This window comes from Bradyrhizobium canariense (genome assembly GCF_019402665.1).
Lineage (GTDB): Bacteria > Pseudomonadota > Alphaproteobacteria > Rhizobiales > Xanthobacteraceae > Bradyrhizobium > Bradyrhizobium canariense.
The window spans coordinates 1-10,626 of the sequence record NZ_VSST01000077.1 but is presented as its reverse complement, the minus strand read 5'-3'; the positions used below and the strand labels follow the sequence as shown (position 1 = coordinate 10,626).

The 10,626-nt window shown below is 63.9% G+C and carries 13 protein-coding genes; 7 read left to right on the top strand and 6 right to left on the bottom strand.

Annotated features, from left to right (window positions below; genetic code table 11):
* Positions 1–40: 40 nt before the first annotated feature.
* The gene (locus tag FXB41_RS33490; RefSeq protein ID WP_219684783.1) at positions 41–1,318 is read right to left on the bottom strand and encodes an ArgE/DapE family deacylase; all 1,278 of its coding nucleotides are present in this window, start codon (positions 1,316–1,318) and stop codon (positions 41–43) included.
* Positions 1,319–1,372: 54 nt separating this feature from the next.
* A complete protein-coding gene (locus FXB41_RS33485; RefSeq protein WP_219684782.1) occupies positions 1,373–2,098 on the bottom strand; it encodes a pyridoxamine 5'-phosphate oxidase family protein in 726 nt (241 codons plus the stop codon).
* A gap of 74 nt (positions 2,099–2,172) precedes the next feature.
* Here FXB41_RS33485 and pdxR point away from each other — a divergent pair, with 74 nt between their 5' ends.
* Together pdxR and FXB41_RS33475 are read left to right on the top strand one after the other, a co-directional pair.
* Entirely contained in the window at positions 2,173–3,645 is a 1,473-nt protein-coding gene (pdxR, locus tag FXB41_RS33480; protein WP_007591864.1) for a MocR-like pyridoxine biosynthesis transcription factor PdxR, read from the top strand.
* A 67-nt stretch (positions 3,646–3,712) separates the two neighbouring features.
* On the top strand, positions 3,713–3,961 hold the full coding sequence (locus tag FXB41_RS33475; protein WP_007591866.1) for a DUF6719 family protein: 249 nt from the start codon (positions 3,713–3,715) through the stop codon (positions 3,959–3,961).
* Positions 3,962–3,964: 3 nt separating this feature from the next.
* On the opposite strand, the gene FXB41_RS33470 is transcribed toward FXB41_RS33475, so the two are convergent.
* Positions 3,965–4,327 (bottom strand): hypothetical protein, encoded by a 363-nt coding sequence (locus FXB41_RS33470; protein ID WP_219684781.1) that lies wholly within the window; start codon positions 4,325–4,327, stop codon positions 3,965–3,967.
* Between the two features lie 35 nt (positions 4,328–4,362).
* A complete protein-coding gene (locus FXB41_RS33465) occupies positions 4,363–4,527 on the bottom strand; it encodes a hypothetical protein (protein ID WP_007591870.1) in 165 nt (54 codons plus the stop codon).
* Between the two features lie 418 nt (positions 4,528–4,945).
* Here FXB41_RS33465 and FXB41_RS33460 point away from each other — a divergent pair, with 418 nt between their 5' ends.
* A complete protein-coding gene (locus tag FXB41_RS33460; protein ID WP_219684780.1) occupies positions 4,946–5,155 on the top strand; it encodes a hypothetical protein in 210 nt (69 codons plus the stop codon).
* A 53-nt stretch (positions 5,156–5,208) separates the two neighbouring features.
* Here FXB41_RS33460 and FXB41_RS33455 read toward each other — a convergent pair whose 3' ends face one another.
* The gene (locus FXB41_RS33455; RefSeq protein WP_007591873.1) at positions 5,209–5,757 is read right to left on the bottom strand and encodes a CreA family protein; all 549 of its coding nucleotides are present in this window, start codon (positions 5,755–5,757) and stop codon (positions 5,209–5,211) included.
* A 208-nt stretch (positions 5,758–5,965) separates the two neighbouring features.
* Here FXB41_RS33455 and FXB41_RS33450 point away from each other — a divergent pair, with 208 nt between their 5' ends.
* From FXB41_RS33450 to FXB41_RS33435, 4 genes are all read left to right on the top strand, one after another.
* Entirely contained in the window at positions 5,966–7,579 is a 1,614-nt protein-coding gene (locus FXB41_RS33450; protein WP_219684779.1) for a L,D-transpeptidase family protein, read from the top strand.
* A gap of 90 nt (positions 7,580–7,669) precedes the next feature.
* Entirely contained in the window at positions 7,670–8,239 is a 570-nt protein-coding gene (locus FXB41_RS33445) for a glutathione peroxidase (protein ID WP_219684778.1), read from the top strand.
* Positions 8,240–8,404: 165 nt separating this feature from the next.
* On the top strand, positions 8,405–9,430 hold the full coding sequence (locus FXB41_RS33440; protein WP_007591880.1) for a polysaccharide deacetylase family protein: 1,026 nt from the start codon (positions 8,405–8,407) through the stop codon (positions 9,428–9,430).
* A gap of 8 nt (positions 9,431–9,438) precedes the next feature.
* Complete coding sequence (locus tag FXB41_RS33435) at positions 9,439–9,990, top strand: dihydrofolate reductase family protein (RefSeq protein WP_219684777.1); 552 nt, start codon at positions 9,439–9,441, stop codon at positions 9,988–9,990.
* A gap of 11 nt (positions 9,991–10,001) precedes the next feature.
* Here the strand turns inward: FXB41_RS33435 and FXB41_RS33430 are convergent, their stop codons facing one another.
* Positions 10,002–10,454 (bottom strand): DoxX family protein, encoded by a 453-nt coding sequence (locus FXB41_RS33430; RefSeq protein WP_219684776.1) that lies wholly within the window; start codon positions 10,452–10,454, stop codon positions 10,002–10,004.
* Between the last annotated feature and the right edge of the window lie 172 nt (positions 10,455–10,626).

The following is a 10,626-nucleotide window of genomic DNA, read 5'->3' as shown; positions in this document are numbered from 1 at the left end:
GCTGCGCTCGCAATGACGGCCGAGAGAGCCGAGCCTGTCGCTACCCCTTCTCGACCCCGCACCAATCCGCAATGAACAGCGCCATCGCCTTGGTCGTCTTCTTCAGCGAGTCCAGATCGACATACTCATTGAAGCCGTGCATCTCGCCGCCACTCGCGCCGAAACACAGGCTCGGGATACCGTGATTGAGGCCGTAGAAGCGGGTGTCGGTGAGCGCGGTGAAGACGAGGTCTTCGATCTGGCCGCCATAAACGGTGCTGAAGGCCTTGCCGAACGCCGCCTCAGGCGCGGCGGCCTCGGTCAGCTCATAGCCTTCCGACAAAAAGCCCGACCATTCGACCTCCGGCGGATTGTTGGCGAGGAAGCGATGGTTGCGCGCGGCAGCAGCAACGCAGGCCATGATCTCCTTCTGGTGATCGGCGATCGACCAGCCCGGCAACACGGCAATCCGGCAATCGACGTCGCACCAGGCCGGCACGCTCGACGCCCAGTCGCCGCCCTTGATGATGCCGGGGTTGAAATTGATGGGATGGTTCAGCGTCTTGAAGTGACGATCGGCTTTCGCACGCTCGTTCCACTCGATCTCGAGTTTTTGCAGCGCCTGGATCAAATGATAGGCCGCCATGATTGCGTTCGCGCCGGAGCCGGCGAAGGCGACATGGGTCGGATGGCCCTTCACGCGCAGGCGGAACCAGATCACGCCAACCTGCGAGCGCACCATCTTGCCGCCGGTCGGCTCAGGAATGAAGCAAGCATCCGCACGATAACCGCGTTGAAGCGTCGAGAGCGCGCCGACGCCGGTGCTCTCCTCCTCGATCACGGACTGGAAGTGAATCCGCGCCGTAGGCTTGAGGCCCGCGGCCTTGATCGCATCGAGCGCGGAGAGCGCTGCGATGGTGCCCGACTTCATGTCGCAGGCACCGCGACCGAACATCTTGCCGTCCTTGATGACGGGCGAGAACGGCGGGGTGTCCCACAGTTCCAGCGGCCCGGCCGGCACGACGTCGCAGTGGCCCTGGAGGATCAGCGATTTGCCCGCCTCGGTTTTGGGCCGGTACGTGCCGACCACAGTGCGCGCCTTCGAAAAATCATGCTCGATGGGCCCGAAGCCGCGCAGATCCTTGAGGTCGTCGACATTGATGTGCCAGTCGTCGACCTCGTAGCCGCGCGCGCGCAGGAGGTCGCCGATCATGTCCTGGCATGGCCCCTCCGCACCGCGCGTCGAGGGGATCGCGACGAAATCGCGTGTGGTCGCGAGCTGGGCTTCGAAGCCGGCATCGACGGCATCAAGAATCCTCTGCTGCGTTTCGGCATTCATCAGGCAACTCCGATCGGGCGTTGAGATCATCGATGGAGCGCAAGCTAACCGATTTCAGCCGTTCGGGTACTCTGCAAAATAGGCATCCCGCAATGCATCTTCGAGCAGCCGGCCCTCCGAATAGCCATTCAGCGTCGCCGGCCTGCTCACGCCGTCGAGCAGCCGCGGGCAAGGCTCTGGCGCGCCAATCACCGTGCGCACCGGGATGCGCTCGGCATAGATCGGCAATTCATAGTCCTCCTCGTCGTCGGCGACACCCTTGGCGCGGATCTTCGCGGAGGCTTCCTCGATTTCCATCGCGATGAATGAGGTCGCCTTGATCTCCTGCGTGTTGCTCGCCCGCAGGCTCGCGGTGCGATCGGGGAAGAAGCGGTCGACCATCGCGATCACCGCGCGCTCCTTCTCCTCGGGATCGGTGACGAGATAGGCGGTGCCGAACGCCATCACGGCGCGGTAGTCGGCCGAGTGATTGAACCCACATCGCGCCAGCACCAGGCTGTCGAGATGGGCGACCGTCAGGCACACACGCTCGCCCCGGGTCTGGTTGCGCAGCATGCGGCTGGCGCTCGAGCCGTGCCAATACAGCTTCGTCCCTTCGCGCCAGAAAAAGGTCGGCGTGCAATAGGGTTGGCCGTCGATCGCGTAGGAGACGTGGCAGAGCATCGAGGAATCCAGGATGCGATGAACGGTGTCGTAATCGTAGAAGCCGCGATCGTGACGGCGCTTCACCTGGTTGCGCGCAGATGTCGGATAGGAATTTTGGTTCTCGGTCTGGCTCACGGCCGCTCCTGTCGGATTGGAACACTTCCAGGGCAGTTGTAGCCGCGGATTTGGTCTGCGATAGTGCCAATTCCATGCGAAAAATTCCGACCAATTCTGTCCCCTCGCCGGCCAAGGCCGAGCTGCCGCTCGACCTCGCGGGACCGCACATCACGGCTGGCGCCTCGTCGGCGCACCGGCTGTATCAGGCACTGTGCGAGATGATCGTCGGCGGTCTGGTGAAACCCGGCGAGCCGCTGCCGCCGTCGCGCACGCTGGCCAAACAGACCGGCTTTCGCCGCAATGCCGTCGTCACCGCCTATGAGCGGCTGATCGCCGACGGCTTTGCCGACGCAACCGTCGGCTCCGGCACGTTCGTCGCCGCGCGCATCCCCGCGCGCGCGGCCGAGCCGAAGCGGCCGAAGATCAGCGTCGAAACGCCGGGGCAAGGCGCGTTTTCGCTCGGCTGCACCCATATCGACGCGCGCGCCGTGCAGCGTTTCCGCGCCTTTGTCGGCCGTCGCATGCGCGCCTTCGGCGCGGAGCATCTGCACTATGGCGATCCCCGTGGCAGCCGCGAGCTGCGTGCGGCGATCGCCGATCATCTGTTGTCGGCGCGGGGCCTGCGCTGCGATCCCGATCAGATCATGCTGACGTCAGGCACGCTGCACGCGCTGCGCATCGTGCTGAGCGCGATCCTGAAGCCCAACGACCAGGTCTGGTGCGAGGATCCAGGCTACCCCGCTGCGCGCAGAACCATCGCGCATTGCGGCTATCGCGCCGTGTCCGTTCCCGTCGACGCGCACGGCATGCGGGTCGCCAGAGGCCGCGCAGCGGCGCCGTCCGCGCGCGCAGCCTATGTGACGCCGTCGCACCAGTTTCCGCTGGGTGTGCAGATGTCGATGCCGCGGCGGCTCGAGCTGCTGGACTGGGCCAGGCAAGCCGGCGCCTTCGTGCTGGAAGACGATTACGACAGCGAATTCCGCTACGACGGCGCTCCGCTGATGTCGCTGGCCGGCATCGATCACCTCCAGCGTGTGATCTACATGGGCACGTTCGCCAAGACGTTGTTTCCAGGTCTGCGCATTGGCTATTGCGCCCTGCCCGAGCGCTTGATCGCGGATGTCACCGCCGCGCGGGCCGCCCTCGACCGCTTTCCCGGCACGCTGATGGAGGGCGCGGTGGCCGACATGCTCAATTCCGGCGCCTTCGCAGCGAACCTGAAGCGCGTGCGCAAGCTTTACCGCGAGGCGCGCGACGCGCTGGCTGGGACGCTCGAAGCCGCATCCGACGGCGTGCTGTCGGTGCCGGTCCCATCGCAGGGTCTGCACCTTGTCGCCCGGTTCGATCCCTCGGTCGATCTGCTGGTGGCGGCAGACGCCAAGCAGGCCGCCGGCGCCGAAGGCTGGCTGTTGGCCGACACTTATTCACGCTCACGTCCACTGCCCGGTTTCGTGCTGGGATTTTCCGGCCACGCGATTCCGAATCTCGTGGCATCCGCCGAGCGGCTCGCGCGGGAATCGCGAGCGGCCTTGCGTGCGCGGCGCAAGCCGGCCCGGCGGGCATGACGAACGTTCACTATGAGAATCGGCAGCCGCTCCCTACATTGCGGCATCCATGCCGGGAGCTCACACCATGCTGCTACGCCGCGCGACTTGCCTCTCGCTCCTGATCTTTATCGCGCTCGCCGCGACGGCGCGCGCAGGCTCGGTCGGGCGCGAGCAGGACATCGTCGATCTCAAGCTCGGCCAGCGCGTGCAAGTCGACGACGGAACTTGTCCCGCCGGACAGGTCAAGGAAGTGCGCGGCGCCAAGATGACCGACAAGGGCGTCGCACGGACCAGCACCTGCGTGTCGCGGTTTGGCCCGAAATCGAAGCGATGAGCGCTATTTCGCCGGATCGAACATGCATTGCAGGGTCGGCTTGGCGATCTTGGTGAAGGTCGGGCCGATTTCGGTCTGCTTTGCGGCCGGCACCCAGTCGGTCTCGATCGTCGGCACCCCGGTCTCGCTGATGCCGCGCAGCAGGGCCTCGCGGAGATCGCGATCCTCGACGACGGCGGCAGCATGATCGTGCAGGCAGCCGCAAACCTCTTCCGGATGCTCCCACCGCCCGAGCATCCGCGGCGCGCATTGCCTCACGAACTCGGTACGGGGATCTGGTAATCTGGAGGGAGAGCGCACCTGCGCCTGAACGGCACTGCTCGTCAGAAGGGATATGAACGCCGCGGCGCAGATACGAGCAAGCATGATGGCCTTTATTGGCTGATTTTTCTTGTTGGCGATCAGAAGCGCGCGGCAACCACGATCGGCTGGGGCGCCGGGGTCATGATCGGCGAACCGCTATACTGGAAAGTGCCGATACCGGGGACATTTCCGTCCGGCGAGCCTGCGAACGAGGAGCCGGCGAGCACGAAAGCGAAAGCAAGGATGAGGCTGAGCGTGCGCATGGAGTTCTCTTCCGAATTCGGTGGCCGGCGTGCGCCGTCGTCGTTGTGAGGTTGATAACCATGGGCGGTTTCGCGCGTGATGCGCCAAAGCCGGAAAATGGTTTCATCTCCGTGAGAATTGTTTCGTCCGGTTCGGGGCGACGACATATTCGACGGAAAATCTCAATCTTTTCAGATAGGTCGTGCGCCTACCCAATGTGGCCTGGCAGGTTCCGGGCGAGTTCGGATGCGCGCCGGAACGTTGGCGCCGTCACGATCCCGCCTCACACCCTTCACATGCGTTTTACGTTTTTCTGCTGAAGAGAAGCCGAACGAAGGCTGGGTCCTGTCGAACCGAGGACGTTTCGACTGCGACCCAAGCTATCGAGACCGAGAGGCCCGGGCATCGCCGAGCGCGTTCATGTGAGGAACGGCCACCATGACGGCGCAGAATCGCGCAACGGCGCGCGATGCGGACCAACGAACGGACCGCCGGGAGCAACGGCCTGTTCGCAGCAGCGCCAATTCGCCCGGCGAAATGGCGCTGCAATCGAGCCGTGGCTTTGAGGCCACGCCGCAATCATTCGTGCGGCTGACCGGCTCGCATCTTGCAAAACCGCGCGCCAGCCGCGCTGACATCATCGAGTGAACGCAAGAGCGTCACTGTGAACGCAAACCCCTCACTGAGTGAACGCAAGCGCGTCACTGAGTGAAGAACTCTCCACACTTCTGGACGTTCGCGTCCGCCGGGCCCCACGGCATGACCGGCACGGTCGAGGTCGAGTTCTTCGGTGACCCCTCGATCAGCCTGTCCGAATAGACCATGTAGACCAGCACGTTGCGCTTGGCGTCACAGCCGCGCACGATCTGCATTTTCTTGAAGAACAGCGACCGTCGCTGGCGGAACATGTCGTCGCCCTGCTCCATCTTGTTCTTGAACTTGATCGGGCCGATCTGACGGCAGGCGAGCGAAATGTCCGAGACCTCCTCGGCAAGGCCCAGCCAGCCCTTGAAGCCGCCCTTCTCCGGCACCGTGAAATGACAGGCCACGCCCTCGACTTCAGGATCGTCGAGGCCGTAGGTCGCAAGCTTGTCGTTCGGGCTCATCCATTTGAACACGGTCGAGCGGCGGAAGATCAAATCCGGCTCGTCCGCGGCGAAGGCGGACGCTGCCGGCCCGGTCAGCGCTAGGAGGAATAAAGCGAGGCCTTTCAAGCGGATGCTGGAAAGACTGGGGAAACGAGATGACATGAAGTTCTCCGGTAACAAGTCCCAGCAATGTAGGCATCGGGCGACCGATCAGGAAGACGACCGGCAAGCTGACACGGCCGCCGTTTACCGCTCCGTGAGGCTTTTTTGCTACTCTTTGGACAAAATTAGCTGATCGCAGAACCGCCGTGCTGGTGAACGCGTATCCCCTCTGAGAGACTAACATCTGATTTGGATTATGGATTCGATGATGAACAGCGTGAACGGGTCTGGTTTTTCTGCCAAACCGGCGCGATTTTGGCAGGTCGCCGTTTTGACGGCGGCGGGTGCGATCGGCACGGCGAGCCAAGCGGACGCGGCGTTTTATTACTGGACGGATTATTCCGACGGGTCCTATGGCCGCCAGGAGCGCCATCCCGACGTCCCGCGCCAGAAGCCGCAGAAGCGCGCTACGGCCGGCAAGAAAGACCTTGTTGCCGAAAAGGAAGCCGGCACGAAACCGCAAGGTCCTCTCGTCATCGTCGTCTCGATCGACCGGCAGAAGGTCACGGTCTACGACACCAACGGCGTGTTCGCGGAATCCCCGGTGTCGACGGGCATGAAGGGCCATTCGACGCCGATGGGTGTGTTCAGCGTCATCCAGAAGCACAAATTTCACCACTCCAACATCTATAGCGGCGCGCCGATGCCGTACATGCAGCGGATCACCTGGTCGGGCGTTGCCATGCATGCCGGCGTGCTGCCGGGCTATCCGGCCTCGCATGGCTGCATCCGCATGCCGATGGCGTTCGCGGTGAAGATGTGGAACTGGACCAGGATGGGCGCGCGCGTGATCGTTTCGCCGGGCCAGATGTCGCCGCAGAACTTCTCACATCCGCTGCTTGCCTCGCTGCGCGTGCCGCTGCAACCCGCGGCCAGCCTCGAGCCGCAGACCAATGCCGGCGACAAGGCCGACAAAGGCGCGGCAAATACCACGGCCACCGAAGCAAAGCCTGTTGAAACGAAGACCGCCAGCGCGGACGGCGTGCTCGAGCTGCGCTCGTCGGTCGGCCACACCGTGATGTCGGATGTGACCACCGGATATGCCCCGGCCCGCGAGGAGGCCGCGGCATCGGACGACCAGACCGAGACAACGGCAAGGCCCGAGACCAAGACTGCTGAGGCGGCGGACGCGGCCAAGCCCCAGGCCGGAGACGCCGCGCAGCCCGCCAACACTGAAGCGAAGCCTGTCGAGGCCGCGGAGACGCCGAAGTCCGAACCCGCAAAGTCCGAAACCGTGAAGTCCGAGCCCGCGAAGACGTCCGATGCGCCGGCCATAGCGCAAGCGCAGGCGGCCACGCCCGACGTCAAGAAGGACGAAACCCGTATTGCCGATCCGGCGCCCGTGGCGAAACCTGAAGCGCTCAAGCGGGCGGGCCAGATCGCGGTCTTCATCAGCCGCAAGGATTCCAAGCTCTACGTGCGGCAGAACTTTGCGCCGCTGTTCGAGGTGCCTGTCACGATCGCCGCGAGCGAGCGGCCGCTCGGCACGCATGTCTTCACCGCCAAAGTCGACAAGGTCGATTCCAATGCGCTGCATTGGTCGGTGGTGTCCTTGCCAGTGTCCGTCCGCTCTGCCGCGCGGGAAGATGACGGCCGCATGACGGGCCGCCAGCGTGGCGCGGCCGTGATTCCCGTCGCCGCAAAGCCTGTGGTCACGCCGGATAGCCCGTCCGAGGCCCTCGACCGCGTCTCGATCCCGGCCGACACGATCGCGAAGATCAACGAAATGCTGACGTCAGGCGGCTCGATCATCGTCTCCGACCAGGGCATCAACCAGGGCGAGACTGGCGAAGGCACCGATTTCATCGTCCGTCTGTACTAACGCGCTTGATCGCGGCAGATAACGCGGTGTTGACGAGGCCGCTCACAGCGGCGGGGTAACATGCGCCCCGGATCATTTCGGGGGACCGTCATGATGAACCGCAGGAACATGCTCATCGCCGCCTTTGCAGGCACGCTGACACCGGCGACGCGTGCACTGGCGGATGGCGGCATGAGCCGAATCTCCGCCTACGCCTTCTCTTTCCCGGCCTTATCAGGCGAAGACATCCGCCTTGCGGCATTCACCGGCCGAGCGCTGCTGGTGGTCAACACCGCTTCGCTCTGCGGTTACACGCCGCAATATGCCGGTCTGCAAGAAATATGGGGTGAGTTTCGCGAACGCGGCCTCACCGTCATCGGCGTGCCCTCCAACGACTTCGGCGGACAGGAACCCGGCGGCACCGGCCAGATCTCGGAGACTGCCCACCACCAATACGGCGTTACCTTCCCTATTGCGGCCAAGGCCGTCGTGATCGGTGTGAAGGCGCATCCGTTCTACAAATGGGCGGCAGAGGCGCGGCCGAAGGAGGTCCCAAAATGGAACTTCCACAAATATCTGATCGGCCGTGACGGGTATATCGCCGACGTCTTTGCATCCACGGTCGAGCCGGCCGACACGCGGGTCAAGACGGCGATCGCGAAAGCACTGGCCGACACTTGACGCCACGCGTTCCCAACCCGGTTGGGCACAATTGGGCTAGCGCGCCAAACAGCCGTTGCAATGGCGAGGGCCCACCATCTAGGCTAGGATCGTTAGGGGCAGGATGGTTTTGCCGGGGGCGAAAAGCCGCGGCGGAACAACGGGATCAATCTCGAGGACAACACCATGCGTGTGGCGGCAGGACTGATATTGGCAAGCGCGATGTCTCTGGCGATGACGGGCGCGGCATGGTCGCAGGCCCCGGCTGCAAAGCCCGCTGCCGCGACGCAGGCCGCACCGGCGGCAACACCGGCTGCGGCTGCGCCCGCTGCAGCTCCCGCACCCGCTCCTGCAGCAGCCGCCGCGCCGGCAGGCTTCGTCAATCCTCCCCCGCCTAAACAGGCGCCGCAGCCCGCCCGCGCCGCCTGCAACACACCGGGCGCGCTCGGGGTCGCCCGCACCGTCGAGATCGACACCACGGGTGGTCCCGGCTTCGGCTTCGAGCATTTCAAGGAGCTCGACTTCCTGCGCGACCACGAGGTGGTGCTGACCTTCGACGACGGCCCCTGGCCCAAGAACACGCCCGCCGTGCTGAAGGCGCTCGCCGACGAGTGCACCACCGGCATCTTCTTCTCCATCGGCAAGCACGCGACCTACGAGCCGGAGATCCTCAAGCAGGTCTACGCGGCCGGCCATACCGTGGGCACCCACACCTGGTCGCACGCCAACCTCAACAACAAGAAGCTCACGGAAGCGCAGCGCAAGGAAGAGATCGAGAAGGGCCTTTCCGCGGTGAAATGGGCGCTCGGCGGCATTTCGCCCTCGCCTTTCTTCCGCTTCCCGGCGCTCCAGCATCCGCCGGAGATGGTCACCTATCTCGGCAACCGCAACACGGCGATCTTCTCCTGCGACATCGACTCCTTCGACTTCAAGGCCTCGAAGCCCGAGAAGGTGATCGAGACCGTCATGAAGAAGCTCGACAGCAAGGGCAAGGGCATCATCCTGATGCACGACTTCCAGAAGCACACTGCGGAAGCGCTGCCTGAATTGCTCAAGCGCCTGAAGGCCGGCGGTTACAAGGTGGTGGCGATGCGCGCCAAGTTCCCGGCCTCGACGCTGCCGGAATACGACCAGGAGCTGCTCAAGGACGTCAAGCTGCCGACGGTGAGCAACCGGCCGGTCAACAGCGTCGTGACGACGGTCTCCGAATAGCCGCGCCATTGTCCTTTCGGATCGAAGGCTACGTCATCGTCTCCGCGGACGGCATGCTCGCGGACGCCGACCATGTCATGCCCGACAGCCTGAAATTCGAAGGCGACAAGCTGTTCTTCGAGCAGGCGCTCGATCGCGCGGCACTGATCGTGCACGGCCGTCACTCGCACGAGCAGCAGCCGAATTCACCCAAGCGCAAGCGCCTGATTCTGACCCGCAAGATCGAGGCGCTGACCGTCGATCCCGAGATGCCGAACGCGACCTTGTGGAATCCGGATCACGCCAGCTTTGAGGACGCCTGCGCGTTCGCCGATGTCGCTTCCGGCACCGTCGCAATCATCGGCGGCCCCGTCGTGTTCGACATGTTCATGGATCGCTACGACACGTTCTGGCTGTCGGAAGCGCCGCATCTGCGGCTGCCCGGCGGCGAAGGCTGTTTTGTCGAAGTACCGGGGCGCACGCCTCAGGAGGTGCTGGCCTCACACGGGATGAAGCCGGGCGCGCCGTATCTGCTCGACGCCTCGTATGACGTGACTGTCACGCCGTGGCGCAGGACGTAGTGGTTTGACCGTCACACGTCCCCGTAGGCCGCCTCGGCCGGACGCGTAGCGCGGCCGTAGCCGATGATCATGAACAGCGCGCCGATGATCGACAGGTTCTTGAGCGCGTCGACCAGCATCTTGCCGTTGTCAGGGGGCACCTGGTTCCAGAAGTCGTAGAACAGGAAGGTCGCGACCGCGACATAGATGATCATCAACATCGCGAAGAAGCGCGCGCCGAAATTCAGCGCGATCATCACCCCCGCGATGATCTCGAGCACGCCAACCGCGATCGCCAGCAGCTGCGGCGTGGTCATGGCCGTCGCCGTCTCGATCTGCTTGGCGTAAGGCGCAATCATGTCGGGCACCACGACCTTGGCGGCGATGAAATCAACGGTCGCCTGCATGGCAAACAATCTTGCCGCACCCGTGTAGATGAACAGCACGGCGAACAGGATCCGCCCAAAAGTCACGAACGCTGGCATGATCGGCCTCTTTGCTCAGGCTTTTTGAAACCGGATTTTTGCGAAAGCATCGGGGGATTATGGAGAGTCGTGCACCGGTTTACAAACGGGGAAATGGACGAATGCGAGTAATTCAAAACTAGCGCCAAGAGCTTCTTCCCCTCTCCCCTTGCGGGCCTGTTGCGCTATTGGC

Bases quoted from the DNA above. Each gene is read 5' to 3' on its own strand.
- FXB41_RS33475 (WP_007591866.1), top strand. From the start codon at position 3,713: ATGCTGCTACGCCGCGCGACTTGCCTCTCGCTCCTGATCTTTATCGCG.
- FXB41_RS33430 (WP_219684776.1), bottom strand. From the start codon at position 10,454: ATGCCAGCGTTCGTGACTTTTGGGCGGATCCTGTTCGCCGTGCTGTTC.
- FXB41_RS33445 (WP_219684778.1), top strand. From the start codon at position 7,670: ATGATGAACCGCAGGAACATGCTCATCGCCGCCTTTGCAGGCACGCTG.
- FXB41_RS33450 (WP_219684779.1), top strand. From the start codon at position 5,966: ATGAACAGCGTGAACGGGTCTGGTTTTTCTGCCAAACCGGCGCGATTT.
- FXB41_RS33470 (WP_219684781.1), bottom strand. From the start codon at position 4,327: ATGCTTGCTCGTATCTGCGCCGCGGCGTTCATATCCCTTCTGACGAGC.
- pdxR (WP_007591864.1), top strand. From the start codon at position 2,173: ATGCGAAAAATTCCGACCAATTCTGTCCCCTCGCCGGCCAAGGCCGAG.
- FXB41_RS33465 (WP_007591870.1), bottom strand. From the start codon at position 4,527: ATGCGCACGCTCAGCCTCATCCTTGCTTTCGCTTTCGTGCTCGCCGGC.
- FXB41_RS33460 (WP_219684780.1), top strand. From the start codon at position 4,946: ATGACGGCGCAGAATCGCGCAACGGCGCGCGATGCGGACCAACGAACG.
- FXB41_RS33440 (WP_007591880.1), top strand. From the start codon at position 8,405: ATGCGTGTGGCGGCAGGACTGATATTGGCAAGCGCGATGTCTCTGGCG.
- FXB41_RS33490 (WP_219684783.1), bottom strand. From the start codon at position 1,318: ATGAATGCCGAAACGCAGCAGAGGATTCTTGATGCCGTCGATGCCGGC.
- FXB41_RS33455 (WP_007591873.1), bottom strand. From the start codon at position 5,757: ATGTCATCTCGTTTCCCCAGTCTTTCCAGCATCCGCTTGAAAGGCCTC.